At 36.7% G+C, this 22,882-nt stretch carries 8 protein-coding genes; all 8 read left to right on the top strand.

What is annotated here, in order from left to right; translation table 11 throughout:
• The first annotated feature begins 458 nt into the window (after positions 1-458).
• Positions 459-3,698, top strand: coding sequence for a SusC/RagA family TonB-linked outer membrane protein (locus PMI10_RS09015; RefSeq protein ID WP_007806916.1), 3,240 nt, complete (start codon positions 459-461; stop codon positions 3,696-3,698).
• Positions 3,699-3,727: 29 nt separating this feature from the next.
• Positions 3,728-5,500 (top strand): RagB/SusD family nutrient uptake outer membrane protein, encoded by a 1,773-nt coding sequence (locus PMI10_RS09010; RefSeq protein WP_007806915.1) that lies wholly within the window; start codon positions 3,728-3,730, stop codon positions 5,498-5,500.
• Positions 5,501-5,584: 84 nt separating this feature from the next.
• Positions 5,585-6,763, top strand: coding sequence for a DUF5013 domain-containing protein (locus tag PMI10_RS21650; RefSeq protein WP_007806914.1), 1,179 nt, complete (start codon positions 5,585-5,587; stop codon positions 6,761-6,763).
• Positions 6,764-7,434: 671 nt separating this feature from the next.
• Entirely contained in the window at positions 7,435-12,873 is a 5,439-nt protein-coding gene (locus tag PMI10_RS09000; RefSeq protein ID WP_007806913.1) for a LamG-like jellyroll fold domain-containing protein, read from the top strand.
• Positions 12,874-13,167: 294 nt separating this feature from the next.
• Positions 13,168-15,732: a glycoside hydrolase family 2 protein gene (locus PMI10_RS08995; protein WP_007806912.1), complete on the top strand. Its 2,565-nt coding sequence runs from the start codon at positions 13,168-13,170 to the stop codon at positions 15,730-15,732.
• Positions 15,733-15,745: 13 nt separating this feature from the next.
• Positions 15,746-18,208: a glycoside hydrolase family 95 protein gene (locus PMI10_RS08990; RefSeq protein WP_007806911.1), complete on the top strand. Its 2,463-nt coding sequence runs from the start codon at positions 15,746-15,748 to the stop codon at positions 18,206-18,208.
• 311 nt (positions 18,209-18,519) lie between these two features.
• Positions 18,520-21,312: a heparinase II/III domain-containing protein gene (locus PMI10_RS08985; RefSeq protein ID WP_007806910.1), complete on the top strand. Its 2,793-nt coding sequence runs from the start codon at positions 18,520-18,522 to the stop codon at positions 21,310-21,312.
• Between the two features lie 21 nt (positions 21,313-21,333).
• Complete coding sequence (locus tag PMI10_RS08980; RefSeq protein ID WP_007806909.1) at positions 21,334-22,761, top strand: glycosyl hydrolase family 28 protein; 1,428 nt, start codon at positions 21,334-21,336, stop codon at positions 22,759-22,761.
• Positions 22,762-22,882 lie beyond the last annotated feature (121 nt).

Here is a 22,882-nt window from a genome sequence, read left to right as displayed (position 1 = left end):
ATTAAAATTAATCATAAAAATAGTATGGTTTAATTTTATTTTTCTCTTTATCAATCTTCAGCCTAAAATTGAGTGAGCATATATCTTGTGAATATAAAATAAGTTTATTGGAATAAAGGAAAGAGTGTTTTTTATGAGACTCGTTGTTTTTCAATAGTTTATAAGTGCGAGTTTGTGGGAAATACAAGCGCAAATACTAAAATGGATGATAAGTTATAGTCTTTGAACGGTGAATTATAGTGGTGATATTCTTTAATATTTAATATTGTACTGTACTAATTGGTGATATAACAATTAAACCAGTTTAAAATTACGAGTATAAAAATTATTAACACAAAAAACCATTAAATGTGAAATTACAAATTGCGCAATCATGATTTATCATTCTATAATATAGGATACAACCAAAAACAAAAGCCAAAAACAAATTTAATTAATAACAACAAAAACAATTCATTATGAAAATAAATGTCTTGAAGAAAAAGAATATTTGGACCAGGTTTAAACCATCCTTGGTCTTGTCTTTTCTTATTTGCTTTTCTTCCCAATTGTTTGCTTTAAACACAACTGAGGTAAATTTTTCAGGGAACGATTTGCAAAATAAAACAACGCAACAAATAACAATAACAGGAAAAGTAGTTTCTGCAGAAGATAATTTAGGAATTCCCGGAGTAAATGTTGCAGTAAAAGGAGTAAAAGGAGGTGTTACTACCGATTTTGACGGAAGCTACAGTATTAATGTAGATTCTTCTGATGCAGTACTGGTTTTTAGTTCTGTGGGTTATAAAATTAAAGAAGTTCGTGTAGATTCCCAAAAAACTATCAATGTCACTTTAGTAATTGATGTTTCATCATTGAACGAAGTTGTGGTTGTGGGGTATGGAACTCAAAAGAAAGCCGTAATAACCGGAGCCGTTGAGCAAATTACCAGTAAAGTTTTTGAAGACAGGGCCGTGACTAATGTTGGTTTGGCATTACAAGGACAAACACCGGGATTAATGGTAACCAGAACTTCTTCAAGACCGGGCAATGAAGGAATTGCTTTTCAGATACGTGGAGCAACTTCTATCAATGGTGGCACACCGCTGGTAGTTATAGATGGAGTTCCTGCAATTAATTATTTTTCTTTCCAGAATATGAATCCGGATGATATCGAAAGTATCAGTGTATTAAAAGATGCTTCGGCAGCTATTTATGGATCTCGTGCTGCTAATGGAGTAATCCTGGTTACTACTAAAAAAGGGAAAGGAAAAGTGAAAATAGATTATAGCAGTAATTTACGTTTTACACAAAATGGAATTACAAATTATTCAGCAACATCACAACAATATGCCTCTTTATGGCTCGCTGCTAATGCAGAAGAAACAACACCAAACTGGTGGGGTTGGAGTACTAAGGAAAACATGGAAAAAATGGCAGCCGGGGTTGAGGGAATTTATCCGACTCAATTTTGGGGAGATGTATTTATCGGGAAAGGGAATCGTATCGATGAAATGTTTGCACAACGATTTTCGTACCAGCATAATTTAAGTATTTCCAATAAAACAGAGACTTCAGGTTATCGTCTCTCTCTTGGATATGCTGATAATCAGGGAAATCTGGCAACGGCTTATGATGGCCAAAAACAGTATAATGCACGCTTTAATTATGATTATAAATTATCGGATAGAATAAAATTAGAAACGGGTATCAGCTTTATAAATGCTATTACACAAACACCTTCTGTGGGACTCGATGCAGCATTATATGCTCAGGATATGCCTTTCTTTCCTGCTAAAAATCCGTATGGGCAATGGAATGCCAATTTTGGAAACGTAGGGAACAGGAATTCTGCGGCAGCAACAACTGATGGTGGTAGAGATAATAGAAAGTCTTTGACCAGCAGGTTAGATTTTAAAGCTACTTTCAATATATTAAAAGGATTGGATTTAGAAGGATTGGTTTCATATCAGAAAGAAGATTTTAATCAGGAGCGTTATATAATACCAGTTCAATTGTACGATTGGTATGGAAATAAATCTGTTGAGAATCTTTCCAATACAATTCAGAGTGCAAGTAATCCAGGATATACTTCAAGAGACTACAATTCTTTTTATCAGTATTATTCGGCTTTGCTGAGATATAATAAAACGTTTAATGGATATCATCATTTTTCAGCCCTTGCAGGTGTTAACGCTGAGAAAACACAAATTCAAACCTTATCCGGATCACGTGCCTTTTTTACAGATCTGGGAGTGTACGATTTAAATACTGCAGATCCTACAACTTCATTCAATGGAGGAGGAAAAAGCCAATTTGGGAACTATTCCTATTTAGCCAAATTCAATTATGACTATGACGAAAAATATCTTATTTCACTTTTAGGACGTCATGACGGAGCATCCAATTTTGCTCCGGGATATAAATTTAAGGATTTTTGGGGTGTCGAATTAGGATGGGTATTTAGTAAAGAAAGTTTCCTGAAAGATAATTCTGTTTGGAATTTTGGCAGAATCAGAGTTTCTTCAGGAGTTTCCGGGAATTATACAGGTATTGGGAATTATGATTATGTTTCAACGGTTAATCTTGGTACAGCTGTATTAGGTCAGACTCCGGCAAACCAAACAAGTGCTTCTTTAGCAGGAGGTGGTTTAGTAAGTTTGGATAGAGAATGGGAAAGAGTATATCAAAAAAATATAGGACTTGATCTTGCTTTTTTTGATAATAGATTATCAGCTACATACGATTATTTTATAAAAGATAATAAAGGAATGTTAACAGATGTTGCTTATCCGGCTGTATTAGGTGCTACAGCTCCTAAAACCAATAGTGGAGAACTGAATGTAAATGGTTGGGAAGCTGTAATTACCTGGAAAGACCACAAAAATGATTTCTCTTATAATGTTTCTTTTAATATAAGTGATACCAAAAGCTTATTGAAACATAAAGAAGGTGCTGATACTTATGGTGCCGGTAAAAATAATGTAAACGGATATCCATTAAATTCCTGGTTCTTGTTTCAAACAGATGGGTATTTTAAAGATCAGGCAGAGGTTGATGCGTATTATGCTGCTAATGCTGCAGGAAAAGAAGAAATGAACAGAGTTGTTGTTGGAACGGCATCTCAATTACGACCGGGAGATACTAAAAGACTTGACTTGAATGGTGATGGAGTTATTACGGGGAATGGCAGTAAAACCAGTGACCTTAAGTATATGGGTGATGCTAATCCACATTATATATTCGGAATCAATTTAGGAGGCTCATACAAAGGGTTTGATCTTGGTGCCTTTTTTCAGGGAGTTGGTAAACAGCAAATTATGCGTTCAGGCTATTTAGCGTATCCATTTGCGGTTCTTTCTACCAATCAGCCAACTAATTTTGAAGGGAGAACCTGGACTGTTGATAATCCTAATGCCGAATTCCCTCGTTTAACAACTAATTCAAATCGGGCAAACTGGAATTATGCTTCTAATGATTTTATGTTGGAGAATAATGCTTATATCCGTTTGAAATCATTAATCATTGGTTATACATTACCAAAGAGCATTACAAGCAGAGCTAAATTAGATAGAGTTAGGGTGTATTTCTCAGGAAATGATTTATGGGAAGCGACTAAAATAAAAGACGGTTATGATCCGGAGATGGGAGAAACTTCTCAAAATGCAGGCTATCCTTATTATAGAACCTTGTCTTTTGGTATAAATGTAAGCTTATAAGTAATTTATAAATAGTAAAAACATACAATATGAAAAAGTTAATATATATGACTTTTATAGGAGGATTGACATTAGGTCTTTTTTCTTGTCAGGACGATTTTCTGGATTTGAAACCTCAGGATGCTTTTAGTGATGCTTCTTATTTTGTTAGAGCTTCTGATTTTAAAGCGTATACTACCGATTTTTATGGCCAATTGATGGGCTGGAGATCACCGTACGGGGGCAATGAGATTTATCAACACATGGATTTTTCATCAGATCTATCAGTTTATTTCAATTTCCAAGCAGATGTCGGACGTGGTACAATAGGTGTAGGGGCTGGTGATGCCCGCTGGACTAATCCATATGCATGGATACGTAAAACTAATATCCTGTTATCTAAAGAAGCAGCTTATCCGGGTAATAAAAATGATATTGCACCCTATATTTCTGAGGCTTATTTCTTTAGGGCAAATGCTTATTATTCTTTGTTAAAATTTTTTGGAGGTGTGCCTATTGTTGGTGAAGCTCTAACTGTTGACTCTCCTGAATTGTATGCACCCCGCAATAGCAGATATGAGGTTGTTACTCAGATTTTATCCGATTTGGATAAAGCAATAGCAAATTTGCCCCTGGAATCAGCAATTACACCTACAGATAAAGGACGTATTAGTAAATGGGCTGCGAAAGCATTAAAAGCTGAGGTAGAATTATATGAGGCTACCTGGAGAAAATACAATGGTACATCTACAGATTTCGATGGTTCTGCAGGCCCTGCTTCAGATCAGGTCAATACCTTTTTAGCAGATGCTGCCAGTTTGTGTAAAGAAATAATGGATAATGGAGGATATTCCTTGTGGAATTATAATAGTACTGCAGGAATGATAAACGAGAGTTATTACTATTTGTTTAATCTGGAAGATGCGGGGAGTAATCCCGGAGGCTTGACTAAAGCCAGTAATAATGAGTTTATTCTTTATGGAGTGTATGATGTAACCTTAAGAACAGGGAATCAAAATTTATCACTAACCTCAGGGAATGCAGGTAACAGCCGAAAAATGATGGATATGTTTTTATGCACCGATGGGTTGCCGCCTTCCAAATCTCCATTATTCCAGGGATATCATGCCGTGGGAGATGAATTTAAAAACAGGGATTTAAGAATATTAGGATATATGGGAGCTGCACCTACAACCGCATCTTTAGTAAATGGCGGCGGTGGTTACGGAAACAGAAAATTTATTGCTTATAAATATGGTACTTACAGAAATGCCAATCAGGAATCTGCCAATTATCCGATTATTAGATTAGCAGAAGTATATTTAATGTACGCAGAAGCTTTGTTTGAAAAAGACGGAACCATTTCAGATGCTGATTTGAATCTGTCAATCAATAAAATCAGGTCCAGAGCAGGTGTTGCTCCTTTGACTAATGCGTTGGTTACGACTAATGGATTGAGTATGAAAGAAGAAATAAGAAGGGAACGCACTTTAGAATTGTACCGTGAAGGATTCCGTTATGACGATTTGAAACGTTGGGGCATTGCCGAAGCAGAACTTAATCAGTCTACTTGTGGTCAGGTAGTAGGAGATGCGTCATATACTACCCCTTATAGAGATGCTACCGGTGCTGCGACTGCAGCATATAAACCATCAACTTATGTTTGGGGTGAAGAAATTGTCAATACAGGTAAGGGACCTTTGAAATGTATTGTTATAGACGGTAAGACAAACCGTGTTTTTTCAAAGAAAAATTATTTGTGGCCAATACCTCAAGGCCAACGTAATTTAAATCCTAATCTTAAACAAAACCCTGGTTATTAATATGATAAAGCTGGCCGGTAGATTATTCTTTGATCCTGCCAGCTTTTATAACAAAATAAAATCAGATAACTTAATTTTAAAAATATGAAATTATTATATAAACTCAGTATCAGTTTTATGCTGTTTGCAATTTGCTTAATTGCATTTAGCAGTTGTGAAGAGGATGCAAATTTTAAAATATATGAATATCCGGAGCAGACTGTTACCGGAATGAGTACTCAAGCTGGATATCCAGGGATAAATGTTACCATAACGGGTAAAGATTTCGGTGTTTTAAAAAATGCTGTAAAAATATATTTTGGAACTATTTTGGCTAACGTCGTGTCTTGTGAAGACACTAAAATTGTCGTTCAGGTTCCAACTAATGCAGTGTCAGCTGATGTAACCCTTAAGATATGGACTCATGACAGTGGGACTATAGGATCATTTACAGTTTTGCCCGCTCCGGCAATCACATCAGTTGTTTCAGCTAATGCGTTGAATCCTGTTGCTTTACCTGAAGTTGATATTGTAACTATTAATGGAGTTAATTTTGGCACCGATGCATCAAAAGTAGCGGTAAGTTTTAGCGGAACTCCAGCAACGATACAAACCATTGCAGACAATAAGATTACTGTGATGGCACCGGCAAACTATGCTACTGGTTTTATTTCAATTACAATGGGAGGTTTAACCATTTCGAGTACTTCACCAATAGTAAATCCAAATGCAGCTGGTGATCTTACACCATATTTTTTAAAAAATACCGGGCCTGGTTTCACTCAATCAAGCGTAAGTGGCAGATGGGGAACTCTTGCCGCACCATGGATTACCAATGCAGCAGGAAAAAATAAATCAGGTACTTATGGAGGATATACTGCTGATAAGGCAGATAATGTTGTAGGTAATATCTGTTGGGAAACTTATGGGAATACTCCTATTATTGATGGAATAATATATCAGCCTACTTCGATGCCTTTGTCAGTAGGGAGTTATACTATAACATTTAAAGTTTACTCTGAAATTCAGACTAATTCTTCAGTTTATTGTGTGGTAGCTGCAGGTGGAACTGGTATTCCTGTTTTGGCGAATCTTTCTACAGCAATAGCCTCAGTGGCGCTTCCTAATCCAGCAGTTGTTGGAACGAGTCAGCCTCGCGCTACGGAAACTAAAACTTTAACGTTTAATATCACTTCTCCTCAAGTGGTTTCTATCGGTTTCTTAGGTAATCTGACAGCTAATAACTACTTCTGGGTATCCTATATAAAATTGGTTAAAAATTAGTTTTTTATAGTTAATGTTTAAAATGGTAAAAGGGATTAAAGACGATCACGCGAAGGAGGAGGCACTTTGCTTGCCGATATTTCAGTATTGCCTGTTTATGCCTGGAATCAAACTGTAATTTCAAACACTTTAATCAGTTAAATATAGCAGAAATAGAGCTCTGCGGAAAAAAATATAATATGCTTGTAGTTAAATCCTTGGTTGTGATTGTTTTATTTGATTGCACCAAGGATTTTTAATTAATCTTAAGATTTTAATTATCTAACCCAAACCTAATATAGACTATTATGCTATGAAATAAAAACTACTATATTTTATCCTCATTATCCTTTTTTTTCAAAAAGACAGGATATTTTGTGTCGTAAGACTGGCTTATATTATCTTTTACAACTGATAGATATTGATCCGGAAGAAGTCCTCTCAAAGCTTCATTTAATTCATTAAAGAAAATATTATGAATCCAGTTTAATGTATGTTTAAATTATGGATTAAACGTTTAATGAATAGGCTTGTAAATTAAAAATACCACGATTTTAATTTACGTTTTTCAGTCCCATTTACCACTTTTATTGAGGACATGAAAAAATCAAACAACTCTTATTTACTATTTTCAGAAGGGAAACAGTAAATACATAGTTCGAAACTTCACAAATTTTATACTTTTTAAATCAATGAGAAAATTCAATTCAATTTCATTAGTTGGAATCTTGCTGCTGTTTTTTGGGTTTATCCAGACTATTTCAGCGCAAAAGACATTTGTCCATCCGGGTATTCCTTTTACTCAATCTGATTTGGATCAGTTGAAAGTAAATATTACCAAAGAACCTTGGCTTTCAGGTTATAATGCATTAAAAGACGATTACAGATCTCAACTTTCTTTCACTATGAGAGGACCATTTGCAACAGTAACACGTTCACCGGATCTGAACAATAGCCCATGGAAAATAGACATGGTTGCTATTCACAACTTAACTTTTATGTATGTTTTTACAGGAGACACTGCCTATGCTGCCAAAGCTACTCAAATATTAGACGCCTGGGCTGTAACCAATACCACTTGGGGTGGTGGAGAGAATATGCTGGATATTGGTGATTATGCGCCGTATTTTATAACCGCTGCCGATATTTTAAAGAGTACCTATCCCGGGTGGACGGCCGATAATACGACACATGTGAATAATTATTTTGCCAATGTACTATATCCTGCTTCCTGGGTTCCTAATCCGCTGAGAGATTGTAATAAAGGAGCAATCCAATTACAAATTGCCTTGGGTATAGCTGCTTTTTTAGATGATGAAGTAAAGTGGAATCAATCCATAGAATCATACAGAATGGAAGCGGGTGCTGCTTTGCGTAATAGCTTGCCATCAGGACAAGTAGGTGATTCGGGTCGTGATGATCACTGGTTTGGGCAGGCCTGGGCACTGACCTGGGATGCCGAAGTTGCTTTTAAACAAGGGGTGGATATGTTTGCCGAAATGAACAATCGCCTTTTAGCAGTTGGGGAACTATATAATCATTATGCGATAGATCCGACAGGACTGACTTTTACACCTTATGGTGGATACTCAGTATATTGGACTAATGGTTGGGGAATAGCGACAGGCTCTCGTAAACAACATCCATTCAATAATATTATACAGGCAGCCTATTCACTCCGTAAAGGTATTCCAACTCCATATACGGATCAGATGCGTACATTAGTTGGTGAAGGGGCATGGTCATTCTTATACTTAAAATCTTCGGATAATTCAACGGCAACAGCCATGACTCCGATTGTTTATCCTTCTGAAAGTGCTGTGCCGTCAAGCTATTTTAGCAATACAGATATTGGCATTACCGGTATTAAAGGAAGTGTTACTTCCAACGCAGGAACCTGGACAGTGAAGGGAGCAGGTTCATCAGCTGCCAGCTCCAATAATTTTACTTTTAAACCTGTAAAAGGGGATGCGGCCATCGTAGCTAAAATTGAAAATAATTCTATTAGTAATGCGGTGTCAGGATTGATGATCCGTGAATCGCTGTCTACTACATCAAACTATGTATCTATCAATTTTAATCCGCCGGGAACAATCAATGTAAGCGGTTTGGGAGCTACAGCTTCAAATGGTGGCTATACCCATTACAGCACGAGTTCATCATGGTGGCTCAAATTGGAACGAGTTGGAAACAGAGTATTTGCTTATCATTCGGCAGATGGAAACACATGGACAAATATTGCTTTGTTCATCATTCCACTTCCTGCTGATGCCTATATTGGTTTTTATACAGCATCAAGAAATACTTCAGCATTAAACACAGCTACGTTTAGCAATGTGGCTATCAATAATACCTTTCCTGTTGGTTCACCTGAAATCAATAGTGCAACTTCGGCAACAGGAACTTTAGGAACAGCCTTTAATTTTAATGTTGCTGCCAATGGTTCTCCAACAACTTATGCTGCAACAGCTTTACCTGATGGTTTAACTATTGATTCTGCGACCGGTGTTATTTCCGGAACACCTGTTACTGTTGGTAAAAATGTAGTGCTTTTAGAAGCTACTAATGCCAATGGGACAGGAAAAGCCGCACTTGTTATTGATGTTATGAGTAATCAGGCTCCAGTTGCTATTAACAATTTAGCGGTAAGTTCTGCTAATTCTGCCATTAAACTTACATGGACCGCAACAGCTAATGCAACGAGCTATTCCGTTAAACGCTCATTAACCTCCGGAGGTCCATATACAGCTATTCAAACAAATATTACAGGGAATTCATTTATTGACCCGGCGCCTGCTTATGAAGTTAATAATTATTATGTAGTCACTGCTTTAATAGGTGAAAACGAAAGTGCAGTATCCAATGAGGTATTTGGATCTGTTCCTCCTGCAGTACCATCCAATCTTGTTGCTGTAAGTAACAATGGTCAGGTTAGTTTAACATGGGATGTTGCAGATGGAGCATCAACATATAAAATAAAACGTGCTATGACCAGTGGTGGACCTTATACTGAAATTGCTTCAGTTTCAAGCAACGCCTATACCGATAATAATGTTACAAATGGCACTGCTTATTACTATGTGATTACTTCAAAAGGAACTACTTTAGAAAGCACAATTTCATCAGAAGTATTTGGTAATCCCGGTACAATCAGTTCAACCTGGGGTAGTGAGCCTGCAGGTAATGGCTTTAATACTGCGGCTAACTGGGTAGAAAATGCTGTTCCGGTAAGTCCGGCCGTTTTGACTTTTAAAAATACGGAAACAAGTGCGATTAGCAATGATGTAACAGGCTTAACTGCTTCAAGAATCATGTTTGCCGAGGATGCTGTTAACTACACTATTGGAGGAAACAGTATTAACCTGAAAAGTGATTTAATTAATAATTCAACCCAAAATCAAACACTAAGTTTACCTATTGTTTTAGACGGACAACTGAATGTAAATTCAAAAAACAATAGTTTGGAACTTAGCGGTATTGTAAGCGGAACAGGAAGTTTACTTAAAACAGGAACATCAGCACTTATAATGTCTGGAGCGAATACGTATTCAGGCAATACAATAATTAGAGGGACAACCGGATATAGATGGGGCTCAACCGATGGTATTCAGGTATTGGGTATTGGAACAGGTACTTCTGGTATTCCTACTGCCGGTCCTTTAGGAACAGGAAAAATCATCATGGACGGCGGTGCATTATACACAGGCATAAATACAGCAACTGCCACTTTATACAATGACATCGAAGTAGCAACAGGTAAAAATGGTTTCTTTTACGAGCGTCAGGGACCTTTAAATTTATATGGAAAACTATTAGGAGGAGGTACATTTACCAATGATGGATCAGATAACTATGCCAATATTAGCCTTTACGGGAATAATAGTGGTTTTACAGGTACATTCATTACCAAATTAAGAAGTGGTAACCATCGTATGTCATTTATGGTTCCTGAATCAGGAAGTGCAAATGCGGCATGGCTTTTAGACGCACAAGGTGTCGATTGTCACAGAATTATGTTTACTTCCGGAGCGCTTGAATTTGGCTCACTTTCAGGAAGAGGCGGGATTCGCTGCAATGTTGCAGGAACACCTGTTATCAGAATCGGGGCGTTGAATACCAATACCAATTTTAGTGGAACAATGGCCAATGCATCAGGAACATTATCAGTAGAAAAAGTTGGAACAGGAACCTTGACTTTTTCAGGAAACAGCACTTTTGGCGGAGCGACTACTATATTAAACGGAACATTTTTATTGAATAATAATGGTTCAACAGGTACATATAATAGTCCTATTATTGCTCAGAGCGGAGCATTGGGAGGAAATGGAAAAGCTACAAATACAGTAACAATTGGTACAGGCTCAGGTACAGGTGCTATATTAGTACCCGGTGCTGACGGAACAATCGGTACCTTCACTACAACAGGACTTGCTACACTTAATACCGATGCTACTTATAAAGTTGATGTGAATAATTCGGCAGCTACTTGTGACAAGGTAATTGCAGCTAATATTTCTTTAAACCAATCTAAATTAATATTGAACAACATTGGTTCGGGAGCATTGCCATCTGGAACAGCATTCACCATTTTGGATAATACCGGGACAGGCTCAATAACGGGAACATTTAAGGATTTACCGGAAATGGCTCTGATAAGCGTTGGAGGTTATGATTTCCGTATTACTTATAAAGGAGGAACAGGTAACGATGTCCAATTATTGGATGACCGTACCCTGCCTGTTGTCATTACGAGTGCTTCGACAGATATAACTCTGATTAACAGATCCTATACGTATACTATTACAGCTATCAAATCTCCAAATAGTTTTACTGCTACGGGACTTCCTGCAGGTTTAACTATTAATACCAATACAGGTATAATATCCGGAACATCTACAGAATCGGGTGTGTTCAGTATTGCGTTAACGGCCTCAAATGGTAGTACTACCGGTACAGCAACTCTAACATTAACAGTGCAGAGTACAACAGTAGAGGGTGTTATTGTTGCTTCTGGAGATGCTAAAAACATTATTGAATGGAAGGCTATTCAGGATTTTAGTTATAAGATCAAGCGTTCAATAACTTCAGGAGGACCTTATACTGTTATAGGAACTGCTGCCGGAACAAAATATACGGATACAGCTGTTACTAATGGGAATACTTATTATTATGTAGTTTCTTCTGTGGATGCTATTGGGGAAAATCCAAATAGTACAGAGGTGGCAGCAAAGCCTAATGTTGGGCAGTTTACATACCTGAAATTTGATGAAATAAGCGGTACACAAGGTATTGATAGCTGGGGTGCAAATCACGGAACATTGGCAAGTACAGCAAGCCGTAGTATCGGGAAATATGGCAAAGCCCTTCAGCTGGATGGTACAGCCAATTCTTATGCTACGCTTCCGACAGGGATTGTAAGCACATTGAATGATTTTACTATTTCGGCCTGGGTAAAAATGGATGCCCTGGCAAACTGGATGCGAATATTTGACTTTGGTACCGGTACTTCAAAATACCTGTTCTTTTCAGTTCAGACAGGAACAGCAGGCTCAATTCGTTATGCCATTAAAAATGGTAGCTCTGAACAGGGAATAACTTATAATTTTGCTACTCCGCTTAATACCTGGACACATTTTGCCGTTACCCAGTCAGGAAATACCTGTAGTATATATATCAATGGTGCTTTAGTCGCAACTACTACAAGCATTACTATAAAACCGTCAGCAATAGGTAGTACTAATCAAAATTATTTGGGAAAATCCCAATGGAACGACCCTATGTTTAAAGGAGCGATTGATGAATTCAAGATCTACAGCAGAGCATTAAGTGCTTCTGAGATTGCTGAAAGTACTGCAACACTTGGTATTACAAATAGAGAAACTGAACTTAAGGAAACAAGTGAAACCGTTATTTATCCTGTTCCGGTTGTAAATACATTAAATATAAAGGTAAATGAAGTATATACCGGTGCAAAACTTGAATTATACAATGCCTTAGGCATGAAAATAAAATCTCAGCGATTGACAAATACTTTACAGGAAATGTCTTTTGAAGGATTGCCATCCGGTATTTATATATTGCACATTATAAACGGAGATAATATTATTATGAAGAAGGTTATTAAACAATAAAAAAAGTTAATTGATGAAAAAGCTGGCTCTTGTGAATACTTGAGCCGGTTTTTTTATTTATAAATAGGGAAGGCTATTATATTTCCCAATAAAAAAACAGATATTAATTATGTTAATAGTTTGGAGATGTAATAAAATGATCAAATATTTATTTTGAAATAGTCACGTGCCCTTTTGAGCTATAATTTATAGTAAATAGGTTATGATTTATCTTAAATAAAATTAATTATTGATAATATTGATAAGATTTAAAACAAATAATTTCAGATAGAAATTTAAATTAGAAAATTAAAAATGAAAAAATGGATTTTATTGTTACTTGCCCCTGTACTGCTTTTGGCTCAAAAGACCGGTTTTCAACGAGAAAAATTGAATTTTAACCGTGACTGGAAATTTCAATTGGGAGATTATAAAGGAGCTGAGGAACCAAAATTCAACGATACGCAATGGCAAAATATTGGTTTGCCACATTCTTTCAGCACTCCTTATTTTATGTCGCCGGACTTTTATACAGGGTATGGCTGGTACAGAAAGCAATTTGATGTTCCGGTTTCTTATCAGGGGAAAAGTATTTTTCTTGAATTTGAAGGAGCTTTTCAGGATGCTGAGATTTTTGTAAATGGAAAGAAAGTTGGCAGACACAAAGGAGGATATACCGGTTTTTCCATCGATATAACAAAGGCAATAAATTTTGGTAAAAATACGGTAGCTGTTCGTTTAAACAATATCTGGGATTCTGGTCTGGCACCTCGTGCAGGGGAGCATGTTTTTTCGGGAGGTTTGTACCGTGATGTATATTTAGTGTCGACTTCGGCTGTTCATGTTTCCTGGAACGGAACCTTCGTAAGCACTCCAGAAGTAACCCATGAAAAGGCAAAAGTGAATGTTAAAACGGAAATCGAAAACAACAGTAATTCCACTGCTTCTGTAAAGTTAAAAACAATTATCCTCTCCCCCAAAGGTAAAAAAGTAGCTTCATTTATGTCTTCCAGGAATTTAGATGCTGGAACTTTGGCAGTTTTCAATCAAACCTCTCCTGTATTATTAAATCCAATGCTTTGGGACACAGAACATCCTGATTTATATACAGCCGTTTCAATGGTTTATATTAATGGAAAGAAACAGGATGAATTTCATACAGATTTTGGTATTCGTTCCGTTAAATGGACTGCAGACAAAGGTTTTTTTCTCAATGGAAAGCATGTTTATTTATTGGGGGCAAATGTTCATCAGGATCATGCAGGATGGGGAGATGCGGTTACAAATGCCGGATTTTACAGAGATGTGAAAATGATGAAGGATGCGGGTTTCAATTTTATCCGAGGGTCACATTATCCACACGATCCTGCTTTTGTTGAAGCTTGTGATCGTTTAGGAATGCTATTTTGGTCTGAAAACCCGTTTTGGGGAATTGGCGGTAGTGCCAGTACGCCGGAAGGCTATTGGAATTCCAGTGCATATCCGACTAAAGAAGCCGATATTGATTCCTTTGAAGCAAGTATTAAAAACGAGTTGCGCGAAATGATCAGAATAAATAGAAACAATCCTTCCGTTATTGCGTGGAGTATGTCTAATGAGCCTTTTTTTACGGCAACAAAAACAGTTCCTGCCATGCGCAATTTGCTGAAAGAACTGGTTGCTGTTTCTCACGAAGCAGACCCTACAAGAGCGGCGGCAATAGGAGGATCTCAACGACCGTTAGATGAAACGCGTATTGATAATATTGGAGATGTGGCAGGTTATAATGGAGATGGAGGAACGATTCCTGCATTTCAAAACCCGGGCTTCCCTTCATTAGTTTCGGAGTATGGAAGTACAACTGCTGACCGACCGGGTAACTATGAACCCGGATGGGGAGACTTATCCAGGGAAAATGGAGAAGCAATACACGAATGGAGAAGCGGGCAGGCCATTTGGTGCGGTTTTGACCACGGTTCGATTGCAGGTTCCCGTTTGGGAAAAATGGGACTCGTAGATTATTTCCGAATTCCAAAAAGAGCATGGTATTGGTATCGCAACGAATATGCCCATATTGCCCCTCCTGAGTGGCCGAAACAAGGTGTGCCAGTCCGGTTGCGTCTTGAAGCTGACCGCCTGACCTCAAAAACGGATGGAACAGAAGATGTGAAATTATTAGTAACAGTTTTAGATGCTGCAGGGAATGCAATTAGTAATAACCCACCGGTAGAACTGCAGGTAATTTCAGGTTCAGCCGAATTTCCTACGGGAAGCACCATTAAATTTGAAGAAAAAAGCGATATCCGAATTTTAGATGGTCAGGCAGCTATCGAATGCCGTTCATGGTATGCCAATAAAGCAGTTATACGTGCCACTTCTCCAGGACTTTTACCTGCTGAAGTAACAATAGACTTTAAAGGAGAAATACCGTATGTGGAAGGAGTGACTCCAAAAGTTGCAGAGCATCCCTATTTGCGTTTTACCAGACAGGTTAATTCCAAAATACCACAACAATTTGGTCAAAACAACCCAACTTTTGCCAGTTCGTTCAATAGTAATCATCCAACAGGCTTTGCTGCAGATGGTAACAAAAAAAGCTGGTGGCAACCCCTTCCTAATGATGGTAATCCTTACTGGATACTGGACACCGAAAAACGATTATCGTTATTGAAAATCAATCTTACTTTTCCCATAGAAGATGTTTATCGTTTTAGGGTTGAGGTCTCAGAAAACAGTAAAGACTGGAAACTGGTTGGCGATTTTGTAAATAATCAGGAGAAAATAAGTTCAAAAGAGATTGTCCTGCAAGGAATAACAGGCGGCGTTATACGTGTTAGTTTTGAAAAACCTGAAAATGCTAAGCTGGGAGAAATAGAAGTAACGGGAACAGTTATAGAATAGTTAAAAAAATAAAATGAAAAAATTAATATTATTTACCATTGTTGTAATTACCGGGTTAACCGCTCAGGCACAAAAAAATATTAAATTATGGTATGATAAACCGGCTGCTCAATGGGTTGAAGCCTTGCCATTAGGAAATGGACGTATTGGAGCTATGGTGTTTGGAAGTGTTGAAGATGAGCTGATACAATTAAATGAAGGTTCGTTATGGTCCGGCGGACCAATGAAAAAAAATGTAAATCCGAAAGCATATCAATATTTACAACCACTTCGTGAAGCCTTATATGCAGAAGATTTTCAAAAAGCGGATGAGCTTTGCCGTAAAATGCAGGGATATTTTTCTGAAAGTTTTCTGCCAATGGGTGATTTGGTAATCCATCATGATTTTGGCAGTGACAAATCACAAAATTATTACCGTGATTTGAAGTTAGATCAGGCTGTTTCTACAACAAATTTTACAGTAAAAGGAGTGAAATACTCCAGGGAAATATTCATTTCAGCACCTGCAAATATAATGATCGTTAAAATGAAAGCATCCAAAAAAGGAGCATTGACTTTTGATGCAAAACTTAGTAGTGTTTTGACTAATTCTGTTTCAGTTTTAGCAGATGATCGTTTGGTATTGGATGGAAAAGCACCTGCTCGTGTAGATCCGAGTTATTACAATAAAAAAAATCGTCAGCCAATAATATTGGAAGATACAACAGGATGTAATGGAATGCGTTTTAGAATGGATTTAAAAGCGTCACTTAAAGATGGTTCTGTAAAAACAGATGCTAATGGAATACACGTCACCAATGCTACCGAAGTAATTCTTTATTTTGCTGCAGCCACCAGTTTCAATGGGTTTGATAAATGCCCTGATTCCGAAGGAAAGAATGAAAAAGTAATTACCGACAGTATAATAAAAAACAGTACCGCACAAAAATATGAATCACTTAAAAAGGATCATATTGCTGATTATCAGAAATATTTTAATCGTGTAAATTTAGATTTAGAAGAAGAAAATACCAATAAAAACACTTCTGTACTTCCTTGGGATGAGCGCTTAAAGGCATATACAGCAGGAGGAAAAGATCCAATACTGGAACAAACCTTTTATCAATACGGCCGTTATCTTCTTATTTCGTCATCGCGGCTCGGTGGACAGCCAGCTAATTTACAGGGAATTTGGAACAAAGAGCTGCGTGCTCCATGGAGTTCAAATTATACGATAAACATCAATACACAAATGAATTATTGGCCTGCAGAACAAACCAATCTTTCAGAAATGCATCAGCCGCTTCTGGATTGGATAGGAAATCTTTCTCAAACAGGAAGAACAGCAGCTTCAGAATATTATCATGCAAATGGATGGGTAGCTCACCATAATTCTGATATTTGGGCATTAAGTAATGCTGTCGGCAACAAAGGCGATGGAAGTCCAACCTGGGCGAATTGGTATATGGGAGGTAACTGGTTATGTCAACATCTTTGGGAGCATTACATTTTTACAGGAGACAAAGAATTTTTACGCAAGACAGCATATCCGGTGATGAAAGAAGCTGCTTTATTTAGTTTCGATTGGTTACAGGAAAAAGACGGGTATTTAGTAACAGCACCTTCTTCGTCACCGGAGAATGAAATACACATTAATGGTAAAAATTATGGGGTAACTGTTGCCTCAACAATGGATATGTCTATTTGCAGGGATTTGTTTGGCAATCTTATCAAAGCTTCAGAAATTCTGAATATTGATGAAGATTTCCGTAAAGAATTAGAAGTGAAGAAAGCAAAATTATTTCCTCTTAAAATAGGAAGCAAAGGCCAATTACTGGAATGGAATAAAGAGTTTGAAGAAGCTACACCCAAACAGCGTCATGCTTCTCAATTATTCGGTTTGCATCCAGGTGCTGAGATTTCACCAATTACGACTCCGGACTTTGCAAACGCCTGTAAAAAATCATTAGAATTAAGGGGTGATGAAGGAACAGGCTGGAGTAAAGCATGGAAAATAAATTTTTGGGCAAGGCTTTTTGATGGAAATCATGCTTATAAAATGATTCGTGATATTCTGAAATATACTAATAGCAGTGCAAGCGGTGTAACTGGCGGAGGTACTTATCCCAACTTTTTTGATGCCCATCCTCCTTTTCAAATTGACGGGAATTTTGGAGCTACCGCCGGTATGACAGAAATGTTATTACAGAGTCAAAGCGGATTTATTCATTTATTACCGGCATTACCCGAAGCCTGGAAAAATGGGAAAGTGTCAGGTTTAAGGGCAAGAAATGGTTTTGAACTGGATATAAAGTGGTCTGATGGAAAATTGAAATCCGCAAGAATTAAGTCTGTAAACGGAGAGAATTGCATACTAAGATCATCATTTCCATTTGTGATTAAAGGAATAAAAACCAGCGCTGTTAAAGATGCTGACGGCTATACTATTAGTTTTCCTACCCGTAAAAATGATGTTTATGAATTAATAGTTAAGTGAATTATTTCATTAAATGAATAAAAACTCGACACAAGAGGCTTTTAAGTCTTTTTGAACTATAAATTATAGAAAATGATGTATAATTTATTCTAAATAAAAGATACTCTTAGTAATATTGAAAAACATTTAAAATTGTTTGATAATAAAAAAATATAATAATTCGATGCATTTCATTATTCCTAAATTAAATGAATAAAAATGCAAGTTTTGGTTAGTTTGAAGTTAGTTTTGATTACTGGAATAACTGCTGATGTGCTGTCAGCAGCCAGTATTCAAATTCTTTGTAACTTACTGAAATAAAAATGAGTAACATGCAAAATAAAATCCTAATACTTCTTTTTTTATTGTTTTCTGTAAGTAATGCAGAATCTCAAAACCTGCCCGTTCCTCAGGATATAGGAGCAGTTCATCCACGTGTTTTTGGAAAAGATATGTCTTTGGAAAAAACAAAAGAATTAGTAAAAAATGAAGAGTGGGCAGCAGCCATTATCACAAAGACCAAAAATAATTTAGTACCTTATATTGACCATTATAAAACAGATAAGACATGGCTGGTTTCCAGGCTTCAGATGTATTGGAAAACCAAATCGACCCAAGTATATATCAATGGAGGAACTTATGACCACGCCGATGGAGAAGCTCCTGTTGCAACAGTAAAATATCCCGGGACCCGTAATCATACAACAGATTATTTAACACCAAAGATTGAAAATATTTTACCGTATATGGATGATCCCCGTGGTTTATACCTGCAGCGCAGAGACCGTTCTGCGCAATGGGAATGGACAGGGATTTCGAAATCAGGGAAAGTTGTAGAAAATATCAATCGCCAAATAATGGGTATTGCCAGAGATGCTGCATTTATGTATTGGTACACCGGAGAACAAGTTTATGGAGACCTGGCTTATTCCGTTTTTGATACCTATCTGGAAGGGATTTATTACCGTAAAGAGCCTATTGACCTCAGCCATGGCCATCATCAAACCCTGGCAGGCTACACTTCTTTTGAGGTAATTCAGGAACACATTCTAAATGAAATAAGTCAGGGATACGATTTTCTTTATGGATATATCGAAAAACAGCATCCTGAACGAATGAATTTGTACGCGCAAACTCTGCAAAAATGGGCAGACCTAATCATAATGAACGGAGTAAGTTTTAATAATTGGAATTTACTTGAGGCAGCTCACATTTCGCATATAGCATTGGTTTTAGAAAATAATTCGGCTTACAAAAACGGTAAAGGAGCACAATATTACCTGGATCAAATCATGAACCAAACCTCTGTCAGACAATGGTCGATGAACAAACTGATTGATTATGGGTATGATAAAAAAACAGGAATTTGGAATGAAAGCCCGGGATATTCCATGAATGTTTTGAGTGATTTTATTTCTTTTGCAGAGTTTTATGACCACAATTTTAATATTGATTTATTAAAGCAGATTCCAATATTGAAACAGGCGGTAAAGTCAAGTGCACAATACCTGTACCCTAATAAATATATGGTTTCTTTTGGAGACGGGCATTATGGTAAATTACGCAATGAGCCTATTTTATATATGATTGAAAATGCTCAAAAATATGGAAATAAGGAAGATGAGGATTATTTCACCAAAATGTACAAGACTATTTATACCGATAGTGCAAGCGAAGGTAAATTTACAGGGAAAAACTTCCAGGATCTTTTTGCAGAGAAAGCATTCATATTTGATAAAACAATTACCGGCGGAAAACTAACAGATTTTACGAATCCGTTGTTTTATGTACCCCACAACAGCTGGCTGGTGCAGCGTCAGGGTGAAGGAAATTCGGCATTAATGATCAGTCAGATAGGTTCATTGGGAAATCACATGCATTCTAACGGAATCGCAATGGAATTATATGGTCAGGGTTTGCCATTAGCACCTGAAATGGGGCATGGTTCCAGTTATTTTTCAATAGAATATGCCGAATATTACACCCAATTTCCTGCTCACAATACCGTGATTGTAAATGGGAAGTCGAAATATCCGGAAATGAAAAGCAATCATGCTTTCAATTTAAATGCAGCTTATCCTAAAAGTGGTGTTAATGAAGGAATTGTTCCCGGAATTACTTTTTCGGATGTTTCTTTTTTAGAACCTGAAACTGACAGCAACCAACGCAGGGTTATGGGAATTGTAAAAAATAATACCGATGAAGGTTATTATGTAGACATCTTCCGTTCAACGCAAAATAAAGGGGATAATGTAAAAAATGAATATTTCTTTCACAATCTGGGACAAAACTTAGAGCTGACAGCAACTGATGGAACTCCATTAAATTTGAACCCTACTTCCAAATTAGCTTTTGGCGATGGTGATTTGATGGCTTATGACTATATGTGGGACAAAAAATCAATTGAAACCAGTCAGGATTTTAAAGGCAGATTTAATTTGGTTTTAAAAGATAAAACGGTAAACATGAATCTGTGGATGCAGGGACAAGCTGACAGAGAAGTATTTTCGGTCCTTTCACCAAAATCAACTGCTTTGAGTCATGATCTGTTACCGGATGATATCATTAATAATCCTATACCAACATTAATTGTGAGACAAAATGGAGAAGCATGGAACAGACCTTTTGTGGCTATTTACGAACCGGCTTTGAATAATACAACTAACATACAATCGGTTGATTATTTTGGGAAGAATGAATTTACCGGGATTCATGTTATCAATAAATCAGGGAAAGAAGATTTTATTTTTTCGAATACTGCTGCTGATGAAAAATTAAATTTTAATCAATTTTCCGTTACGGGAACCTATGGTATAATCAGTAAAAAAGCAGATGATTTCACACTTTTTCTAGGCAATGGAAAAAATATTTCTAATGGAAATTATGCCATTGATCTGGGGAATGAAATTGTTTCAGCTGTATTGAAAAGCGAAAAAGGAACAATGTATTTTAGTGCCGACACAGCCTCAATTCTAAAAGTTTCAGTAACAGGGAAAATAAAGAACGCTGCTTTGACAGATACTGCAGGAGTTGTATATGAAGGAATTTACAATAAAAAAGAAAAAACGGTAAGCTTTAAACTGCCTGCACTAGCTTATCAAATAGTAAAAATTGAAATTAATTAAAGATTAAAAAAATAAAAGAACGTGAAAAAAATAATAGCAATAGCATTTGTATTGAGTATGAGTTTTAAAATGTCGGCTCAGGATTTAGTAGTTTATGATGCAACAAAGGATATTGTAAACACCATGCACAATAATGATTTTTCGGTAAAAGTCAGGAAACCGGGCGGAGAATGGAAAGAGCTTTTTGAATATGGAGTAAAAGTTGATCAAGTAGTAGGTTCAGGACATTCGGTACAGAAAGCTTCGATGGCCTATTTTGATTTCTCAGGAACTGTTGAGGTTGCTGTAACTTCAAATAACGGCGCGATAAATAAAGCCAGGATAAGACCTTTATCTTATGGTATAAAATCAAAAATAAAAGGAAATACTTTAAGTTTCACCTTGTCAAATCCAGCAAATTTATCGGTAGAAATAAATGATGATATTTTTCATAACCTGCATTTGTTCGCTAATCCAATTGAAAAAAATATTCCGGATTCGAAAGACCCTAATGTTATCTATTTTGGACCCGGAATTCATGAGGTACCTAATCAAAAGTTAATAGTACCTTCTGACAAAACGGTCTATTTGGCTGGCGGGACTGTACTAAAGGGGCAGATTGCATTAGACGGCGTCTCGAATGTAAATATATTGGGTAGAGGAATAGTTGATCAGGAAATTAAACTTGGAATTAGTGTTGCTAATTCAAAAAATGTAAATGTAGAAGGTGTTTTTGCCTCGCAGTGTTTTACAGGCGGATCTGATGGTGTAAAAATTAACAATGTCAAAACAATCAGTTTTTTTGGTTGGGGAGACGGCATGAATGTAATGGCGAGTAATAATGTGTTTTATGATGGTGTTTTTGTTCGTTCTTCTGATGATTGTACCACTGTATATGGTACCCGAAAAGGATTTAAAGGAGGATGCAAGAATGTAACCATGCAAAATTCTACACTTTGGGCAGATGTTGGTCACCCAATTTTGATAGGGACACATGGCAATAGTGACAAACCGGATGTTCTTGAAAACCTTAATTATATCAATATTGATATTCTGGACCAGAAAGAAATGCAGGTCGATTATCAGGGTTGTCTGGCCATCAATGTAGGAGACAATAACCTGGCTAAAAACGTGCTTTTTGAAAACATAAGAGTAGAAGATTTTAGAGAAGGACAACTGCTTAATTTGAGAGTATACTACAATACAAAATATTGTACAGCACCAGGCTTAGGTATTGAAGATGTAGTGTTTCGTAATATTGAATATAATGGCAATAATGCAAATCTTTCTATAATTGCCGGTTATAATGAGCAAAGAAAAATTAAGAATGTTACATTTGAAAACCTTAAGATAAACGGAGTTCTGATACATGATGAAATGAAAGGAAAGCCAAAATGGTATAAAACTTCTGATATGGCCAGATTCTTTATAGGGGAACATGTAGAGGGAGTTTCTTTTAAAATCAAATAAAAGACCCGTTTAGTTGATTGAAACTCTTATTTGGTATAAAACAAATAGATTAAAAAATATAAATTTGAGTAAAACATTTTTCTACTTCCAGAAATCATTGTCATCCTGAGCGGAGTCGAAG

Source organism: Flavobacterium sp. CF136, from assembly GCF_000282055.1.
In the GTDB taxonomy this organism is placed as follows: domain Bacteria; phylum Bacteroidota; class Bacteroidia; order Flavobacteriales; family Flavobacteriaceae; genus Flavobacterium.
The sequence above is the reverse complement of the archived record's forward strand: the minus strand, read 5'-3'. Positions and strand labels throughout refer to the sequence as shown.